General features: G+C 61.4%; 17 protein-coding genes. 7 read left to right on the forward strand and 10 right to left on the reverse strand.

What is annotated here, in order from left to right; translation table 11 throughout:
* Positions 1–299 precede the first annotated feature (299 nt).
* On the forward strand, positions 300–1844 hold the full coding sequence (locus tag AB4072_RS06610) for a hypothetical protein (RefSeq protein ID WP_441966438.1): 1545 nt from the start codon (positions 300–302) through the stop codon (positions 1842–1844).
* 20 nt (positions 1845–1864) lie between these two features.
* Here AB4072_RS06610 and der read toward each other — a convergent pair whose 3' ends face one another.
* The 4 genes from der to AB4072_RS06630 form a co-directional block, all read right to left on the reverse strand.
* The gene (der, locus tag AB4072_RS06615) at positions 1865–3211 is read right to left on the reverse strand and encodes a ribosome biogenesis GTPase Der (protein ID WP_441966440.1); all 1347 of its coding nucleotides are present in this window, start codon (positions 3209–3211) and stop codon (positions 1865–1867) included.
* A gap of 14 nt (positions 3212–3225) precedes the next feature.
* The gene (locus AB4072_RS06620; RefSeq protein WP_441966441.1) at positions 3226–3897 is read right to left on the reverse strand and encodes a tetratricopeptide repeat protein; all 672 of its coding nucleotides are present in this window, start codon (positions 3895–3897) and stop codon (positions 3226–3228) included.
* An 83-nt stretch (positions 3898–3980) separates the two neighbouring features.
* Positions 3981–4823: a 3-methyl-2-oxobutanoate hydroxymethyltransferase gene (gene panB, locus AB4072_RS06625; RefSeq protein ID WP_441966443.1), complete on the reverse strand. Its 843-nt coding sequence runs from the start codon at positions 4821–4823 to the stop codon at positions 3981–3983.
* 6 nt (positions 4824–4829) lie between these two features.
* Positions 4830–5426, reverse strand: coding sequence for an NnrU family protein (locus AB4072_RS06630; RefSeq protein ID WP_441966445.1), 597 nt, complete (start codon positions 5424–5426; stop codon positions 4830–4832).
* 302 nt (positions 5427–5728) lie between these two features.
* Between AB4072_RS06630 and AB4072_RS06635 the strand changes: the two genes are divergently transcribed.
* The 4 genes from AB4072_RS06635 (at position 5729) to AB4072_RS06650 (ending at position 9820) form a co-directional block, all read left to right on the forward strand.
* On the forward strand, positions 5729–6349 hold the full coding sequence (locus tag AB4072_RS06635) for a TRAP transporter small permease subunit (protein ID WP_441966447.1): 621 nt from the start codon (positions 5729–5731) through the stop codon (positions 6347–6349).
* 44 nt (positions 6350–6393) lie between these two features.
* On the forward strand, positions 6394–8274 hold the full coding sequence (locus tag AB4072_RS06640; protein WP_441966449.1) for a TRAP transporter large permease: 1881 nt from the start codon (positions 6394–6396) through the stop codon (positions 8272–8274).
* 121 nt (positions 8275–8395) lie between these two features.
* Complete coding sequence (locus AB4072_RS06645; protein ID WP_441966451.1) at positions 8396–8935, forward strand: GNAT family N-acetyltransferase; 540 nt, start codon at positions 8396–8398, stop codon at positions 8933–8935.
* A 195-nt stretch (positions 8936–9130) separates the two neighbouring features.
* Positions 9131–9820 (forward strand): alpha/beta hydrolase family protein, encoded by a 690-nt coding sequence (locus AB4072_RS06650; RefSeq protein WP_441966453.1) that lies wholly within the window; start codon positions 9131–9133, stop codon positions 9818–9820.
* Here the strand turns inward: AB4072_RS06650 and AB4072_RS06655 are convergent.
* The 4 genes from AB4072_RS06655 to AB4072_RS06670 all read right to left on the reverse strand — a co-directional run bounded on the left by AB4072_RS06655 (position 9817) and on the right by AB4072_RS06670 (position 13797).
* Entirely contained in the window at positions 9817–10179 is a 363-nt protein-coding gene (locus AB4072_RS06655; RefSeq protein WP_441966455.1) for an ArsC family reductase, read from the reverse strand. The genes AB4072_RS06650 and AB4072_RS06655 overlap by 4 nt on opposite strands.
* 7 nt (positions 10180–10186) lie before the next feature.
* Positions 10187–10846, reverse strand: coding sequence for a GNAT family N-acetyltransferase (locus AB4072_RS06660; RefSeq protein WP_441966457.1), 660 nt, complete (start codon positions 10844–10846; stop codon positions 10187–10189).
* 8 nt (positions 10847–10854) lie between these two features.
* Positions 10855–12411, reverse strand: a complete 1557-nt coding sequence (gene guaA, locus AB4072_RS06665) for a glutamine-hydrolyzing GMP synthase (RefSeq protein ID WP_441966459.1) — start codon at positions 12409–12411, stop codon at positions 10855–10857.
* A gap of 87 nt (positions 12412–12498) precedes the next feature.
* Positions 12499–13797 carry an RsmB/NOP family class I SAM-dependent RNA methyltransferase gene (locus AB4072_RS06670; protein WP_441966461.1) on the reverse strand — a complete coding sequence of 433 codons (1299 nt, stop codon included), beginning with the start codon at positions 13795–13797 and terminating at the stop codon, positions 12499–12501.
* 123 nt (positions 13798–13920) lie between these two features.
* On the opposite strand from AB4072_RS06670, the gene AB4072_RS06675 reads away from it, so the two are divergent.
* The gene (locus tag AB4072_RS06675) at positions 13921–14067 is read left to right on the forward strand and encodes a hypothetical protein (RefSeq protein WP_441966463.1); all 147 of its coding nucleotides are present in this window, start codon (positions 13921–13923) and stop codon (positions 14065–14067) included.
* Between the two features lie 56 nt (positions 14068–14123).
* Here AB4072_RS06675 and AB4072_RS06680 read toward each other — a convergent pair whose 3' ends face one another.
* Together AB4072_RS06680 and guaB are read right to left on the reverse strand one after the other, a co-directional pair.
* Positions 14124–14555 (reverse strand): MAPEG family protein, encoded by a 432-nt coding sequence (locus AB4072_RS06680; protein WP_441966465.1) that lies wholly within the window; start codon positions 14553–14555, stop codon positions 14124–14126.
* Positions 14556–14563: 8 nt separating this feature from the next.
* Positions 14564–16057 carry an IMP dehydrogenase gene (guaB, locus tag AB4072_RS06685; RefSeq protein ID WP_441966467.1) on the reverse strand — a complete coding sequence of 498 codons (1494 nt, stop codon included), beginning with the start codon at positions 16055–16057 and terminating at the stop codon, positions 14564–14566.
* A gap of 163 nt (positions 16058–16220) precedes the next feature.
* Between guaB and AB4072_RS06690 the strand changes: the two genes are divergently transcribed.
* Entirely contained in the window at positions 16221–17657 is a 1437-nt protein-coding gene (locus tag AB4072_RS06690; protein WP_441966469.1) for an MDR family MFS transporter, read from the forward strand.
* The last annotated feature ends 12 nt before the right edge of the window (positions 17658–17669 follow it).

Consider the following 17669-nt stretch of genomic DNA (forward strand, 5'->3'; position numbering starts at 1 on the left):
TCAAGGCATCAGAAATGTCTGTCACGCAAATCGTTAACTCGTATCGTAACTCCACTTTTGCGCTTTCAGCAGGAGATGGCCTAAGAGTTATATCTGGCGGAACTATTGACCCCTTGAACGGAGGCAACGCTGTTACGAGCGGCGGAACAGTATCGTCCATTCAAATTGAAAACGGCGGCAGCATCAACTCGGCACAGGATTCCGCCATTGCCCTAACCTCGACAGTCATTACAATATTTGCTCTTGGAAAAATTACGGCACATATACATGGCATTGACTTCCTGGACGACGATGGTTGGGTGATCAATCGCGGTATAATCGATGTCGATGGAATTGGTGTCTTATGTGGTGATAGGCTTCTACAATTCAATGGTCGGTCTACCATTACGAATTCCGGCACCATCGACGGCGGTATAGGCGGTGTCTACACTGGAGATACTCCAGATGAAATCACGAATACTGGAGCCATCAAAGGGGGAAGCTATGCTGTTTCCCTCAATGGAGGGATTGATCTTTACGACGCCCGTGGTGGAGGCACGTCGATTGGCATTATCGATCTTGGAGCTGGCAACGATCAGGCCTATGGCGGCAATGGAGCCGAAACCTTCTTCGGTGGCGAAGGCAATGACCTGATCAATGGCGGCGGCGGCTCGGATACCGCAATCTATACGGGTGCGGCGGATTTTACGGTCAATCTTTCCCTTACGACAGAGCAGAATACAGGCCAGGGCAACGATACGCTCATTGGTATTGAAAACCTGATCGGAGGAAGCGGCAACGACACCTTCACCGGCACTTCCACTGCCAATACCTTCACAGGCGGCGGGGGTAACGACAGGCTCAATGGCGGGGGCGGCAACGACACGGCCGTGTTCTCGGGGATAAGAGCCGAGTATGATATTATGCCAAGCATAACCGGCAGCTACATCGTGGAGGATCTTGTCGATGGCCGTGACGGGATCGACCGGCTCAGCAACATCCGCTTCGCCCTGTTCAACGGCGTGCGAGAGGTTCTTTACAACACGAAGCCGGACAGTGTGGCCCTGTCGAAGACGGTGTTTGCGGAAAATCTCCTCGCCAACACGCCGCTCGCCACCCTCTCGGCGCATGATGCGGAAGGTGATGCGATCACCTACACCCTGACGGATCCCACCGGCACGTTCAAGCTCGACGGCACCACCCTCGTGCTGCTCAAAGCCCTCGATTATGAGACGAAGACTGGTTACACCGTCACGGTGACCGCCAAGGACCAGTACGGCCTGGCGACTACGCAGGAGATCGCTCTCGCCATCACAGACATCGGCGACACTCCCGGCACTCCCGGCGATCCCGGCACCGCCTTCGACCTGCCGCTCACGCTGACCGGCACAGCCGGTGCGGACACGCTGGCTGGACGGGGCAACAACGACGTGATCTCCGGCCTTGCCGGCAAGGACCAGCTCTATGGCAATAACGGCAACGACAAGCTCTCCGGTGGCCTGGGCAACGACAAGCTCACGGGTGGCGCAGGCCAGGACATCTTCGTGTTCGACGCCAAGCTGTCGAAGACCAACACGCTCAACAAAAAACAGAACCTGGACAAGATCCTAGACTTCGTGGCGGCGGACGACACGATCCATCTGGCGAAAAGCGTGTTCACCAAGATAGCTAAGAAGGGCGTGCTCAAGAAGGGCGAGTTCTATGCCGGCACCAAGGCGCACGATGGAGACGATCACGTTATCTACAACAAGAAGACGGGTGCACTTTTCTACGATGCGGACGGTAACGGCACCAAGGAAGCGATCCAGTTCGCCACGCTGCAGAAGTTCCTAAAGCTTACCAACCTCGACTTCTTCGCCGTCTGACGTGATCCTGGCGTTACGCCCTACTTCCGCTCCTTGTCGAACGGGTTCTTGCCCATACGCAGCAGCATGCGGATCGGCACGCCGGGGAGTTCGAAGGACTCGCGCAGGCTGTTGACGAGATAGCGCGTGAAACTCTTCGGAAGCGCGTCGAGCTGATTGCCGAAAAGAGCGAAGGTCGGCGGACGCGACTTGATCTGCGTCATGTAGCGGATCTTGATGCGGCGTCCCGACACCGCCGGCGGCGGGTTGGCTTCGAGCGCATCGCTGAGCCATTGGTTGATGCGAGCCGTCGAAACGCGCTTGTTCCAGGTTTCGTAGACCTGCATCACCGCCTTCATGAGCGGATCGATGCCGCTGCCGGCAAGACCAGACAATGGCACGACAGGCGCGCCCTTCACCTGTGGCAGGAGACGGTGCGCCTTTTCCTTCAAGTCTTTCAACAGGCCCGGCTGATCGGCGACAAGATCCCACTTGTTGAGACCGATCACCAGGGCGCGGCCCTCTTGCTCGATCAGGTCGACGATGGAGAGATCCTGCTTTTCGAACGGGATCGTCGCATCGAGCAGAACGATCACCACTTCCGCGAAGCGAACCGCGCGCAAGGCATCGGCGACGGAGAGTTTCTCGAGCTTGTCCTCGACCCGCGCGCGCTTGCGCAGGCCCGCCGTGTCGAACAGCTTGACCGGCTTGCCGCGCCATTCCCAATCAAGCGAAATGGAATCGCGCGTGATGCCGGCTTCAGGTCCCGTGAGCAAACGCTCCTGCCCGAGCATTTGATTGATGAGGGTGGACTTGCCCGCGTTCGGACGCCCGACGATGGCGACCTGCAACGGCTTGCCGGCATGATCGTCCTCTTCCGCCACATCGTCGGGATGCGGGAAGTGCGGCATCAAGGCCTCGAAGAGATCCGCGAAGCCGTCGCCATGCTCGGCGGAAAGCGGCACGGGATCGCCGAGACCGAGCGAGAACGATTCGTAAGCGCCCGCCATACCTGCCCCACCCTCCGCCTTGTTGGCGATGAGGATCACGGGCTTGCCGGAACGGCGCACCATTTCCGCGAAGGGCCGGTCGGCCGGGAGAATGCCGACGCGCGCGTCGATGACGAACAGCAGCACGTCGGCATCGCCGATGGCGGCCTCCGTCTGCGCGCGCATACGTCCAAGAAGAGAAGATTCGTCCGCCTCTTCGAGACCAGCGGTATCGAAGACGCGGAATTCGAGGTCGCCTAAGCGCGCATCGCCTTCGCGACGGTCGCGGGTCACGCCGGGACGGTCATCGACCAGCGCGAGTTTCTTGCCGACGAGGCGGTTGAAGAGTGTCGATTTGCCGACATTCGGCCGTCCGACGATGGCGACGGTTGGCGTCATGTCTGCGCCCCTACTTATTGCGTCACGGTGACGGGACCGCCAGCCACGAGCGCTGTGTAGACGGCCAGGCGCTGGCGCAGCGCCTGCGGCGTCTCGCGGTCGGCGGCGATCTGGTCGAACCAGCGGCCAGCATAGTCCATGTCCCCCGCCTTCAGACCGGAAAGGCCAAGAAGCTCGCGCGCGGAATGCCGCCATGCATTGCCCGGGGTCGCGATGCGCTCCAGTTCGGGACGGATCTTCGCCGGATCGGCGGTATCGATCTGAAGCCATGCGCTGCGCAGGCGCGCCAGATCCTGCCACAAAGCCGAAACCTTGGCGTCCTTGGTCAGCGCGTCGTAGGCGCTTGCGCCGTTTTCAGGATTCTGCTTGCCAAGTTCGGCCGCGAGACGGAAGCGGGCAAGCAGAGCGTAGCCGCCCTCGCCTTCCTTGATCAGAGCCTCGAAAGCGGCTTCCGATTCCTTGGCTTTGTTGTCGCGATCGAGCTTGAGAGCGTCCTCATAGCGCTCGGCGGCGGCCTGGGCGCGCATCTCCTGCGAGTGCTCCCAATAACGCCAGCCACCGACAAGCGCGACGATGAGCACGGCGATACCGATGATCACGCCGTTGTAGCGTTTCCAGATCTGCGCGACCTGGTCCCGGCGAAATTCCTCATCGACCTCGCGAATGAACTCGTCGTTCGGCGCCATGTATCTCCCGCGGCCGAAAAGCCGCCTCCTTCAAAAACGAACAGGTCGCCTACCACAGCGTCCCCGAGAAGGCGAGAGCCCGTTCATGTCGCGGGTTTTTTCTCGGCAGGCTTTTTCTCCGCATAGGTATGCTCCGGCCCCGGAAAGGCGCGGGAGCGAACGTCCTTGGCGTAGGCCTCGACCGCCTGGGCGATCTGGGGCCCGAGTTCGCCGTAGCGCTTGACGAATTTCGGCACCCACGGGGACAAGCCGAGCATGTCCTCAAGCACGAGGACCTGGCCGTCGCAGGCGGGCGAAGCGCCGATTCCGATGGTGGGGATGGCAATGGATTGCGTGATTTCCCGCGCCAACGGCTCCGCCACGGCCTCGACCACGACGGAGAAAGCTCCCGCATCCGCCACCGCCTTTGCGTCGGCCAGAATCGCGGGCCAATCGGCGCGGTCACGCCCCTGCGCCTTGAAGGAGCCGAGGGTATTGATGTGCTGTGGGGTGAGGCCGATATGGGCCATCACCGGAACGCCCCGCTCGGAGAGGAACCGCACGGTCTCCGCCATGCGCGCCCCGCCTTCCATCTTGATCGCGCCGCAGCCGGTTTCCTTGAGCACACGCACGGCCGTGCGGAAGGCCTGCTCCTTGCTCTCCTCGAAGGAGCCGAAGGGCAGATCGACCACCACAAGCGCGCGGTTCGATCCGCGCATCACGGCGAGCGCCTGAAGGATCATCATGTCGAGCGTGACCGGCACGGTGGTTTCGAGACCGTGCATGACCATGCCGAGTGAATCCCCAACCAGGATGACATCGGCATGCTGGTCGATGAGCCGCGCCGTGTGAGCATGGTAGGAGGTCAAGACCACGATGGGCTCGCCGCCCTTTCGCGCGCGAATGTCGGGCGCCGTCAGGCGACGGATATCGGATTGCACGGACATGAAACTCTAACCTTGGAGAGATGGCAGAACAGGAACGCCGATGAGCCACGGATGAAGCCAAACGGCAAAGACGACATAGGCCACTGTCCCTACCACAACGGCAAGCACATCATTGCCGATTGTGCGGGACGGCGTCGCGGGGCCGCCGTGATCCACCACTTCGTCGCGACGCTTCACGCTGATCCGCGCGATGACCGCCCAGACCAGGATGGACCCGAAGAGGAGAATCGACCCGAGATCGCCGTTGGCGAGAAGATGCGCGAAGGCCCAGATTTTCACGCCCGCGAGCATCGGGTGCTTCAGCCGCGCTTTGATCCAGCCAGGAAAATAGGCTGCGGCGAGGCAGACGAACGCGATCCAGACCAAAAGCAAGGTGAGATGGCGCGTCCAGATCGGTGGCTCCCAAACGGGGATGTAGCCCGCATGGCGGTATTGGCCGTAGCCGATGACGATGACGACGAGTCCGATGAGCGAAATAACCGAATAGAGCGCTTTATAAGGCCCTTCGCCGAGGGCGGAGATCAGCCGGGATCGGGCTCCCCGCACCATCGTGAAGGCGTGCACACCGAGAAAGACGATCAAACCCAGGACCAGAAGCGCCACGAGCCATTCCTCTTGGGGAAGCAGAGGCGCGACTATAGCGGGGGCTCGTCTTGGATGCCATTCCTATCCGTAGAGTCGCCCCAGATCAGACTGGAATAAAGAGCGCGCAAAACTTTATTGCCAAAGAGCCACCGGAAACGGATGCTCAATTTTAAGGCATTGAGTTCATTTGACATCTTTCGCCATCCCATACTCGCCTTAAGTCGGATGTGATTGGTTCAATACCTGTCTAGCGGACAGGTCTAAAGTTGGTTAGCTAGGCTGGAACGATAGACCAAAACTCAATAAAACGGGGGAAACAGGTGACGGCACTTCTCAAACTGTCCCGCGCCATCGATGCCATGAACGTGCGCATCGGCAAGACAGCGGCCTGGGCCATCGTCCTGGCCATCCTCATCTCGTCGATCAACGCCATCATCCGCCGCATCTTCGGTGTGTCGTCGAATGCCTGGCTCGAGGCACAATGGTACCTGTTCGGCGCGGTCTTCATGCTCTGTGCCCCCTGGACCTTGAAGGCAAACGAACACATCCGCATCGACATCATCTCGAACATACTCTCGAAGCGCGGGCGGGACCGGATCGACCTGTTCGGCCTCATCTTCTTCCTGTTCCCCTTCGTCGCGGTGATGACCTATCTGTCGATCCCCTATTTCGCGCGCTCCTTCACCTCAGGCGAAGTGTCGTCCAACGCGGGCGGGTTGCCGATCTGGCCGGCAAAGGGGCTCATCCTGCTGGGCTTCATCCTGCTGTTCATTCAATGGCTGAGCGAACTCATCAAGCGCATCGCGATCATGACCGGCAAGCTCCAAGACGAGCACGACGCAGGCAACAGCCCTGAAGCAGAGGCCGAGCGGCTTCTCACCACGCTGGCCGATCCCGTCAATCCAACAGGCGGCGAACCTCCGGGCGACGGCATCCGCTAGTCGCACCCGCGCCCTCATACCATTTCTCTCGGAGCTTTCGCCCCATGGCTGTGTTGATTGCCCAAAACCTCGCGCCGATCATGTTCGCGGCGCTCGTGATCTTTCTGCTGCTCGGATATCCCGTCGCTTTCTCATTGGCCGCAAACGGCCTTTTGTTCTTCTTCGTCGCCGTCGAACTCGCCCCTCTCGCGCCGCAGACCATCACACTCTCCTGGCCCCTCCTGCAGGCGCTGCCCGAGCGTGTCTACGGCACCATGTCGAACGAGGTGCTGCTGGCGATTCCATTCTTCACCTTCATGGGGTTGATCCTCGAACGCTCTGGGATGGCGGAAGACCTGCTCGACACCATTGGCCAGCTTTTCGGGCCGGTGCGCGGCGGTCTCGCCTACGCGGTGATTTTCGTGGGTGCGCTCCTTGCTGCCACCACCGGCGTTGTCGCGGCTTCCGTGATTTCCATGGGCCTGATCTCGCTGCCGATCATGCTTCGCTACGGTTATGACCGCCGCCTTGCCTCGGGCGTCATCGCAGCGTCGGGTACTCTCGCGCAGATCATTCCGCCGTCTCTCGTTCTGATCGTCATGGCCGACCAGCTCGGCCGCTCGGTCGGCGACATGTATGAAGGCGCATTCCTGCCGGGCATTATCCTGGCTGGTCTTTACGCCGGTTACGTCTTCCTGGTTTCGGTCATCTTCCCGAAGGCCGCTCCCGGCCTGCCGCCGGAGGCTATCGGCTTCAAGGAGCCCAACGGCGCGCGCGGCGTCTGGCAGCTCGGCATTCTGGTGCTGTTCTCCGGCTTCGTCGGCTATTACGTGCTGTCGCAGACCGACACGAAGGCAGGCGCGGATTTCGTCATCCTGACCATCTGTACCGCGACCGTCGTCGCCCTCTTCTGTGCGCTCCTGAACCTCTTCCTCGGCGCCAAAAGGATTGTGGCGTCGGCTGTGCTGACCGCCATTCTGCTCGGCGCCTATTACTGGCTGAAGCAGCACGATCATCCGGGACTCGGTCTTCTCGCGGAAATGATCGCCGCCGGCGCGCTTTATGCGTTCGTCGTCGGCCTCGTGGAACGCTTCTCCGGCCTTCGCCTGATGTCCAACATGGCGCAACAGGTCACGTTCGTGATGGTGCCCCCGCTGCTCCTCATCTTCCTCGTGCTCGGCACCATCTTCATCGGTGTCGCGACGCCGACGGAAGGCGGCGCCATGGGCGCACTCGGTTCGGTGATCCTTGCCGCCATCAAGCGCAAGCTCGACAACAACCCGAAGCGCTTCAACTTCGAACTGGTGAAGCAGGCAACGGAAGCAACCGCCAAGCTGTCGGCGTTCGTGCTGTTCATCCTGATCGGCGCGCGCGTGTTCTCGCTCACCTTCTACGGTGTGAACGGCCATATTTGGGTGGAGCATCTGTTGACCTCGCTTCCAGGCGGCCAGGTCGGCTTCCTGATCTTCGTCAACATTCTGGTGTTCTTCCTCGCCTTCTTCCTCGACTTCTTCGAGCTGGCCTTCATTATCGTGCCGCTGCTCGGCCCCGCCGCAGAGAAGCTCGGCATCGACCTGATCTGGTTCGGCGTCATGCTCGGCGTGAACATGCAGACCTCGTTCATGCACCCGCCTTTCGGCTTCGCCCTGTTCTTCCTGCGCTCGGTGGCACCGAAAGTGCCTTATATCGACCGCATCACGGGCAAGCGCATGGAGCCTATCACCACGGGCCAGATCTACTGGGGCTCGATTCCCTTCGTGATCATCCAGCTCATCATGGTGGCAATCGTCGTTATCTTCCCGCAAATCGTGATGCACTACAAAAGCTCGGGCACACAGGTCGACCCTGCCGCCGTGCAAAAGAAGCTCGATGAGCTTCTGATGCCGGGTCTCGATAACCCCGGTGGCGGATTGCCGCCTCTCAATCTAGAACCGCCGAAATTCTAATAACGGCGGAGCCACTCGGAACGGCTGAGCAAGGGCAGATCCTCGGGACCTGCCCTTCTTCTTTTCGGCGGCGCGGATTATTGATGATGCGACCGCTGCACCAGAATTCGAGAGACCCCTCATGTCCACTCTACGTCACCCCGTCGAAATACCTGTGATCGAGAGCGAGCGCCTGATCCTGCGCGGTCATCGACGCGAAGATTTCGGCGACAGCTTCGCCATGTGGTCCGAGCCCGAAGTGACGCGCTTTATCGGCGGAAAGCCGTCCTCGCAGGAAGAAGTCTGGACCCGCCTGCTGCGCTATGTGGGCCATTGGGCCGTGCTCGGATTCGGCTACTGGATCGTGGAAGAAAAGGCGACCGGCCGCTTTCTCGGTGAAGTCGGCTTCGCCGATTTCATGCGCGATATCGAACCGTCCTTGACGGAGATGCCGGAGATCGGATGGGCGCTCGCGCCACACGCCCACGGCAAGGGCTACGCAACGGAGGCCGTCCAGGCCGCCCTCACCTGGGGCGATGCCCATTTCGGATCGCGGCGCACCGTCTGCATCATTGCTCCATCGAACACGCCATCACTGCGGGTAGCGGAGAAATGTGGTTATCGAGAATTCGTGCGGACAACTTACAAAGAGAAACAGACGATCTTGTTCGCGCGCGGCTGACACCACGCAGCCTCACCCTGAGGAGGACCGCAAGGTCCGTCTCGAAGGGCGAGGCGTCTGCAGTGTGCTCTGGACCCTCCTTCGAGACGCGGCTCCTCAGGATGAGGGGTGAAGCTAAAGCCGCCGGAGCGACCGGGCGTACCTTTCATCGGCCATCGGACTGTCACGCGGTGGTTATAGCGCTATGATGCGGACATGACTGAGAACACCGCAACTTCCGTGACAATTCCGATCGGTGACAGCGAAAGCGTCTCCGGTCTCTGGCAGTCGCCGCCCGGAGCACACGCCTGTCTCATTCTTGCGCACGGTGCTGGCGCGGGCATGACACACAAGGGCATGGCTGCACTCGCGGATGGTCTCGCCGCCCGTGGCGTCGCGACGCTGCGCTACCAGTTCCCCTATATGGAGCGTGGATCGAAGCGCCCCGACTCGCCGGCTGTCGCTCATGCCGCTGTGCGCGCGGCCGTGGCTGAGGCAGCGCGACGCGCACCTGAATTACCGCTTTTCGCAGGTGGCCGATCCTTCGGCGGGCGCATGACCTCTCAGGCTCAGGCACTTGAGCCGCTACCCGGCGTGAAAGGCCTCGTGTTCTTCGCCTTTCCGCTTCACCCTGCGGGCAAACCTTCGGATGAGCGTGCCAAACACCTGTTCGACATCACTATCCCTATGCTTTTCACGCAAGGAACCCGCGACGCGCTCGCAGAACTCGATTTGCTTCGTCCTGTCGTCGGCATGCTCGGCGCGCGCGCAACTCTCAAGCTGCTCGACGACGCCGACCACTCGTTTCACGTTCCGGCCAAGACGGGCCGAAAGGACTCCGAAGTGATGGCGGAATTGCTCGACGCAGCAGTCGCGTGGATGGGCACCGTGGCGACGCGGTCCTAGCCGAGCGCCTCTTCGTACTGCTCCGCCTTGAAGCCCACGATCAACCGCTCGCCTATGTCGAGCACGGGTCGTTTGATCATCGAAGGTTGATCGAGCATCAGCGCAAACGCTTTACGCTCGTCGAGCCCGTTCTTGTCGGCATCCGGCAATTTGCGGAACGTCGTTCCGGCACGGTTGAGCAACGTCTCCCACCCGACTTCGCGCGCCCAGGTTTCGAGCCGAGCGCGATCAATGCCCTCGGCCTTGTAGTCGTGAAAAGCATAAACCACGCCGTGCTCATCGAGCCACGTACGCGCCTTCTTCATCGTGTCGCAATTCTTGATGCCGTAAATCGTCACGGCCCGCTTCGATGCGACCATCACACCCTCAGAATGTCAGTTTGCTTTTCTGTTGTCCGGCGGCGTCGAAATTTTCAGCGCGCAGCCATGCATCGTAGCCGGCCTTCAACCGGGGCCATTCGCTGTCGATGATCGAGAACCACGCCGTATCGCGGTTCGCACCCTTGGCCACCATATGCTGCCGAAACACGCCTTCGAACGTAAAACCGAACCGCGCGGCAGCCCGCTTGGAGGGTTCGTTGAGATCGTTGCATTTCCACTCGAAGCGACGATAGCCGAGCGTCTCGAAGGCATAGCGCGCGAAAAGATAAAGCGCTTCGGTCGCCACACGCGTGCGCGCAATAGCGGGCCCCCACAGGATGCTGCCGATCTCGATGACCCCATGCACCGGATCGATACGCATGAGCGCCTGACGCCCTTCGACCCGGCCACTCGCTTTGTCGATCACGGCGAAGAACAGAGGATCTGCTCCGGAAGAGGCCTTATCCAGCCATTCCGTGAAGACGTCCCGGTTCGCGGGCGCCGACTCGAACAGATAGCTGAAACGACCTTCCGCCCCCGGCTGAACGGCCGATGCAAAGAGATCGTCGCCATGCTTCGCAGCATCGAGCGGCTCGAGACGCGCGTAATGCCCATCCAGCACGACGCGCTCGGGGCGCGGCGCGCCTTTCCAGTCAGACAGATCCATTGGCGAAATCACTCCCACTCGATGGTGCCGGGCGGCTTCGAGGTGATGTCGTAGGTGACGCGGTTGATGCCCTTCACCTCGTTGATGATGCGGGTCGCGACACGCCCGAGGAAGGCCATGTCGAAGGGGAAGAAATCAGCCGTCATGCCATCGACGGAGGTCACGGCGCGTAGCGCGCAGACGTGGTCGTAGGTGCGCCCGTCGCCCATCACGCCGACGGTCTTCACCGGCAATAGAACGGCGAAGGCCTGCCAGATATCGTCGTAGAGACCGGCCTTGCGGATTTCGTCGAGATAGACCGCGTCGGCCTTGCGCAGGATGTCGAGTTTCTCGCGGGTGATGGTGCCGGGAACGCGGATGGCGAGGCCCGGACCAGGGAACGGGTGACGGCCCACGAAGGCCTGCGGCAGGCCGAGTTCACGGCCGAGCGCCCTCACCTCATCCTTGAACAACTCGCGCAAGGGCTCAACGAGCTTCATGTTCATGCGCTCTGGCAGACCGCCCACATTGTGGTGGCTCTTGATCGTCACCGAAGGGCCGCCGGTGAAGGAGACGCTCTCAATGACGTCCGGATAGAGCGTGCCTTGCGCGAGGAAATCCGCGCCGCCGATCTTCTTCGCTTCCGCCTCAAACACGTCGATGAAGAGCTTGCCGATGGTCTTGCGTTTCACCTCCGGGTCGGAGACGCCTTCGAGCGCGCCGATGAAGAGATCGTCGGCCTCAACATGCACGAGCGGAATGTTGTAGGAATCGCGGAACAGCGTGACGACCTGCTCAGCCTCACTGGCGCGCATCAAGCCGTGATCGACGAAAACGCAGGTGAGCTGCTCGCCAATGGCCTCGTGGATCAGCACGGCCGCAACCGCTGAATCGACACCGCCGGAAAGCCCGCAGATTACACGACCCTTGCCGACCTGCGCACGAATACGCTCGATGGCCTCGTCGCGGAAGGCCTTCATGGTCCAGTCGCCCTTGCAGCCAGCGATATCGCGGACGAAGTTGCGGATCAGCAAAGCGCCCTGCGGCGTGTGCACGACTTCAGGGTGGAACTGTACGCCGTAGAACTTGCGGCCCTCATCGGCCACGACCGCGAAGGGTGCGTTGGCGGAAAGAGCCAGCGTCTCGAAACCTTCCGGCAGCTTGGTCACCCGGTCGCCGTGGCTCATCCACACGGGATAGGACTGGCCCTTGTGCCAGACACCGTTGAAGAGCGCGCTATCCTTGATGATCTCGACTTCCGCGCGCCCAAATTCCGCATGGTGCCCGCCCTCGACCTGCCCGCCGAGCTGTGCCGACATGGTCTGCTGGCCGTAGCAGATGCCGAAAACCGGAACGCCTGACGTAAACAGCTCCTGCGGCGCGCGGGGGGAGGATTCCAGCGTCACCGATTCCGGGCTGCCGGAAAGGATCACGCCCTTCGGCTTCATCTGGCGGAACGCCTCTTCCGCCTTCTGGAACGGTACCACCTCCGAATAGACGCCTTCCTCGCGCACGCGCCGCGCAATGAGCTGTGTCACCTGGGAGCCGAAATCGACGATGAGGATCTTATCGTGGGTCTGGGTCATGGTTCCGTTGGCCGAGGGTCAGAAGTTCAAAGGGCAGGCGTTTGGCGGTGATTGAGGCTCTTCTACATGGTTTTCAGAAAACGTCTCTCATGGGTTTCGTTTGAGCACGGAAATATAGAAGGCGTCGGTGCCCGTCTTCAGGGGCGTCAATTGCAGGCCGTGGGTCGTGACGCGAACGACATCGGCGAGCTTTTGCAAGCCAGCCGATTCCAGAACCGTGCGGGCTGGTAGAGCCGTCAGCTTGCCCGACGCGCTGAGGATGCGAGCGATAGCGTCGTCGTTCTCCTCCGACAGGATCGAACAGGTTATGTAGACGATACGCCCGCCCGGCTTCACGAGTTCTGCGGCGCGGTCGAGAACGGTTGCCTGCTCCTTCAGCCGTGTTTCCAGGCTGCCGGGGCGCAAGCGCCATTTGGCATCCGGATTGCGCCGCCACGTGCCGATGCCCGTGCAGGGCGCATCCACCACAACGCAATCGATCTTGCCGTCGAGATCGCGCACGGCGTCCGCCTTGGCACGCGGGGTGCGGACCTGGACATTGCGAACACCGGCCCGCGCCAGCCGGTCATGGATCGGCGCAAGACGGCGGGCATCGGAATCCGTGGCATAGATCTGGCCATGATTGTCCATCAGGGCCGCGAGAGCGAGGCTCTTGCCGCCGCCACCCGCGCAGAGATCGACCACCTGCTCACCGGGCTTCACGCCTGAGAGCAGTGAGACGAGCTGCGAGCCCTCATCTTGAATCTCGATCCAACCCTTGATGAATTCCGGCTCGGATTGCACGGCGGGTCCGCGTCCATCCTCGCTAGGCGCAATGCGCAAGCCATAGGGCGAGTGCGGGGTCTCGATGGCGCCGAGATGGGGCAGCGCGTCATGCGCCTCCTCGCGGGAGGCGACTTTCAGGCTGTTGACGCGCAGATCCAGCGGCGCACGGGCGGTCAGCGCCTGCATTTCCAGGATTAAGTCGTCACCGAAGAGACGGCTCAGAGAAGGCTCGATCCATTCGGGAAAGTCCCCGGCAACATGTTCGGGGGCGCCATCGAGGGAAGCGTTCGCGATCCGATCCCGCTCGTCAGTAGACAGCGGCTCCTGCGCGAATCGTTCGCCTGAGAACAGCGCCGCAATCGCATCGACGTTCAGGCCGCGCTGCAATTTCAGCATGCCAATCACGGCCGCGCGCGGGGTTGTCTCACCCATGATGAAAGCGGCCGAAGCCTTCCGGCGAAGGGCGTCATAGACGAGGCTGGCGATGGCCGCCCTGTCCTTCGATCCGGCGAAGCGGTGCGACAGGCCCCAATCCTTCAGGGCGTCGCTGGCCGGACGGCGGCGGGTTTCGATGTCGCCTAGAACCTCTACGGCGGCGGAAATGCGGGCTGCAGGTGTCATCGAATAACCACACTCGGACTATTAAGAAAAAATGCCACAATATTGCTAAGCTTCGAACGCAATGCGACTCGCATAAAGCTGAGCGAGTGCATTCCGCACCCTGCCCTTTTGGAGCCTAGATCAATGCTTAAAAGCCTGACCCGCATCGTTGCCGTCGGCCTCACTCTTACGATTGCCGCTTGCGCCGCCACTGCCACCCCGGACCTCACGCCGCCGCCGCGCAAGACGACCGACGCCAAGACGCAGCTCGAAAGCGGCAAGAAGTTCTGATTGCGAAGCGGGGTGAACGGATCGTCCGCCCCGCATTTTCCCGCCCCCGGCCCATCCTAGATCCCCGCCTCGGCGGAGATCAGACGCAGGGCGAAGATGATCCACATCAGCAGCAAGATCACGACGCCGACAGCAAAAGCCTTGAAGCGCGGTGAGATCCGATTGGTGGTGGCGTGGATCCCTGCATGGACGATGCGGCTCGCCACCCACATCCAGGATAGAACCACGAAGACAAGATCGGCCTTGCGCGTGATGAGGGCGAAAGCAACGAGCGCATAGAACAGAACCGGCGTTTCGAACTGGTTCTGAAAGCAGTTCGAAACCTGCTGCGCCCTTGTCGGCCAGTTGCGCTCGCCGAGCGCCACATCTTTCACTTTCAATTCACCCGCCCGAAGCGCCCCTATGCGTGACCGCGCCATCCAGAACAGCAAGACGAAGGTCAGGCCGACCTGGACGAAGACGGGAAGAAGAACAGCTGTAACGCTCATGGCAAATCTCAACCGCGGCCGGGGTAGTTCGGGCTTTCCCGCGTGATCGTCACGTCATGGACGTGGCTCTCGCGCAGGCCTGCATTGGTGATGCGAACGAACTGAGCCTTCTCGCGGAATTCCGGCAGGTTCGCGCCACCCACATAACCCATGGCCGCGCGAAGGCCGCCAGCGAGTTGGTGCAGCACCGCCGAGGCCGAGCCCTTGTAGGCCACCTGTCCCTCAACGCCTTCAGGCACGAGCTTGAGCGTGTCGCGCACTTCCGCCTGGAAGTAGCGATCCGCCGAGCCGCGCGCCATGGCGCCGACCGAGCCCATGCCGCGATACGACTTGTAGGAGCGGCCCTGGTAGAGAAATACCTCGCCCGGCGTCTCGTCAGTTCCAGCAAGCAGCGAACCGACCATGGCGCAAGATGCGCCTGCGGCCAGCGCCTTGGCGAGATCGCCCGACACCTTGATGCCGCCATCGGCGATCACCGGAGTACCAGTCTCTGCGGCAGCCTCGACGGCTTCCATGATCGCAGTGAGCTGCGGCACGCCGACACCGGCCACGATACGCGTGGTGCAAATCGAACCGGGACCGATACCGACCTTGATCGCATCGGCGCCCGCATCGATCAGGGCCTTTGCGCCCTCGCGGGTCGCCACGTTGCCGGCAATGACCTGCACAGCGTTGGAGAGTTTCTTCACCCGCGTCACGCTTTCCAGCACGCGGACCGAATGGCCATGCGCTGTATCAACCACGATCACGTCGCAGCCCGCATCGATCAGGCGCTCGGCGCGCTCGAAGCCCTGCTCGCCCGTCGTGGTCGCGGCAGCGACGCGCAGGCGGCCCTGCTCGTCCTTGGCGGCGTTGGGGTGGGCCACCTGCTTTTCGATATCCTTCACCGTGATCAGGCCTATGCAACGGTAGTGATCATCGACGACCAGAAGCTTCTCGATGCGGAATTGATGCAGCAGGCGCTTGGCCTCGTCCTGGGTCACGCCCTCACGAACGGTGATCAGGCGGTCCTTGGTCATCAGTTCGGACACCGGCTGCGCCGTGTTGTTGGCAAAGCGCACATCGCGGTTCGTGAGGATGCCGACGAGCTTGCCCTTCGAGCCGCTTGGCCCGCGCTCCACCACCGGAATGCCGGAAATGCCGTGGTGCTTCATGATCGCGAAGGCATCGGCCAGGGTCTCATCGGGGAAGATGGTGATGGGGTTCATCACCATGCCGCTCTCGTATTTCTTGACGAGGCGGACCTGCTCGGCCTGCTCGGCGGGTTCGAGGTTGCGGTGGATCACGCCGATGCCGCCGCTCTGCGCCATGGCGATAGCCATGCGCGCCTCGGTCACCGTGTCCATGGCGGAGGCGATAATCGGGAGATTGAGGCGGATCGAACGGGTCAGCTGGGTCGCAATATCGACCTCTCCCGGCAGCACTTCGGAGCGGCCTGGCCGGAGAAGAACGTCATCGAAGGTCAATCCTTCAATGAGCTGATCGGCGAGAATGCGGGCCATAGCCAACTCCTGATCTTGGGTTTTCTTGGAATATTGAGTTGGCGAGGGTCCGTATCACGGGCTTGCCGTTTCGCATAGAGCCTAAAGACCCGCATCTTCATGGGGGCTGCCGTGCATATAAGCTCTGGTCAAGGAGGTGCTGTAAGGATAAGTGCGTCGGGTTATGCGCCAAACACGTCTTCTCCCTCTGATCATCGCCACTGCTTTGTTCATGGAGAACACGGATTCAACGGTCATCGCGACCTCGTTGCCGATGATCGCGCAGGACCTGGGCGAAGACCCGATCGCGCTCAAGCTTGCCCTCACCTCCTATCTCGTCAGCCTCGCCATCTTCATTCCGATATCCGGCTGGATGGCCGATAAGTTCGGCGCGAAGACGATCTTCCGCGCCGCCATCGGCGTGTTCATGGTGGGATCGCTGGCTTGCGCCGGGGCGACATCGCTCGAAGGGTTCGTCTTCGCCCGCTTCCTGCAAGGCATGGGCGGCGCGATGATGGTGCCGGTCGGCCGCCTCGTGATCCTGCGCAGCGTGCCGCGCAACGAGATCGTCCAGGCGCTCGCGACCTTGACCATTCCCGCTCTCGTCGGCCCGGTCCTCGGTCCCCCGCTCGGCGGCTTCATCACCACCTATTGGGATTGGCGCTGGATCTTTTTCATCAACATCCCCATCGGCCTCCTCGGGATGGTGCTTGCGACAAAATACGTCCCCGACATCAGAGAGGCCGATACCCCTCCGCTCGACTATATCGGCTTCTTGCTCTCCGGTTTCGGGTTGGCTTTGCTGATGCTGGGCTTTGCCTCCGGCGGACGGCATCTCATCCCGGAATCGATATCCATCGGCTGCATTATCGTCGGGACGATCTGCGTGGTGCTCTATGTCGCCCATGCCCGGCGCACGCCTCACCCCGTGCTGCAACTGGGCTTGTTGCGCATCCAGACCTTCCGTACCAGCGTCGTCGCAGGCTCGCTGTTTCGTATAGGCATCGGCTCGATTCCGTTCCTGCTGCCCCTCATGCTGCAGCTCGGCTTCGGCCTGAACCCGCTGCAATCGGGATCGCTGACCTTCGTTGCAGCGGTCGGCGCATTGTTCATGAAGACGATGGCGAAGAAAATTTTGGAGAAGGTGGGCTTTCGCCTGGTGCTGACCGCAAACGCCTTCATCGCGGCCGGCTTCCTTGCGCTCAATGGCTTCTTCACCGAGACGACGCCCTATTGGTTCATCATGAGCGTGCTGCTGATCGGCGGCTGTTTCCGCTCGCTGCAATTTACGAGCCTCAACGCCATCGCTTTTGCCGATATCTCGAACCGGGATATGAGCTACGCCACAAGCTTGTCCGCCGTTGCGCAGCAACTGGCCCTCAGCCTAGGCGTTGCCATCGGCGCCTTCGCACTCGAAACCAGCGGGCGCTTCCACGGTCACGAGACAATCCAGGCCTCGGATTTCGGACCGGCTTTCTGGACCGTCGCCGTCATCTCGGCCATGTCGGGCTTCCTTTTTCTGGGACTTCATCCGCAAGCGGGAGCGGAAATGTCGGGCCATCGTGTTTCCAAGAAAAAGGGCACCGCGACCGGTGTGGGGAGTGGGATGGACGTCTCCTGAGAGAACGCTATC

The organism is Microvirga sp. 2MCAF38 (assembly GCF_052115485.1).
Lineage (GTDB): Bacteria > Pseudomonadota > Alphaproteobacteria > Rhizobiales > Beijerinckiaceae > Microvirga.

Excerpts from the sequence above, each read along its gene's own strand:
- AB4072_RS06640 (WP_441966449.1), top strand. The coding sequence starts at position 6,394 with ATGGCTGTGTTGATTGCCCAAAACCTCGCGCCGATCATGTTCGCGGCG.
- panB (WP_441966443.1), bottom strand. The coding sequence starts at position 4,823 with ATGTCCGTGCAATCCGATATCCGTCGCCTGACGGCGCCCGACATTCGC.
- AB4072_RS06620 (WP_441966441.1), bottom strand. The coding sequence starts at position 3,897 with ATGGCGCCGAACGACGAGTTCATTCGCGAGGTCGATGAGGAATTTCGC.
- guaB (WP_441966467.1), bottom strand. The coding sequence starts at position 16,057 with ATGGCCCGCATTCTCGCCGATCAGCTCATTGAAGGATTGACCTTCGAT.
- guaA (WP_441966459.1), bottom strand. The coding sequence starts at position 12,411 with ATGACCCAGACCCACGATAAGATCCTCATCGTCGATTTCGGCTCCCAG.
- AB4072_RS06670 (WP_441966461.1), bottom strand. The coding sequence starts at position 13,797 with ATGACACCTGCAGCCCGCATTTCCGCCGCCGTAGAGGTTCTAGGCGAC.
- AB4072_RS06680 (WP_441966465.1), bottom strand. The coding sequence starts at position 14,555 with ATGAGCGTTACAGCTGTTCTTCTTCCCGTCTTCGTCCAGGTCGGCCTG.
- AB4072_RS06650 (WP_441966453.1), top strand. The coding sequence starts at position 9,131 with ATGACTGAGAACACCGCAACTTCCGTGACAATTCCGATCGGTGACAGC.
- AB4072_RS06690 (WP_441966469.1), top strand. The coding sequence starts at position 16,221 with ATGCGCCAAACACGTCTTCTCCCTCTGATCATCGCCACTGCTTTGTTC.
- der (WP_441966440.1), bottom strand. The coding sequence starts at position 3,211 with ATGACGCCAACCGTCGCCATCGTCGGACGGCCGAATGTCGGCAAATCG.
- AB4072_RS06660 (WP_441966457.1), bottom strand. The coding sequence starts at position 10,846 with ATGGATCTGTCTGACTGGAAAGGCGCGCCGCGCCCCGAGCGCGTCGTG.
- AB4072_RS06655 (WP_441966455.1), bottom strand. The coding sequence starts at position 10,179 with ATGGTCGCATCGAAGCGGGCCGTGACGATTTACGGCATCAAGAATTGC.
- AB4072_RS06675 (WP_441966463.1), top strand. The coding sequence starts at position 13,921 with ATGCTTAAAAGCCTGACCCGCATCGTTGCCGTCGGCCTCACTCTTACG.
- AB4072_RS06645 (WP_441966451.1), top strand. The coding sequence starts at position 8,396 with ATGTCCACTCTACGTCACCCCGTCGAAATACCTGTGATCGAGAGCGAG.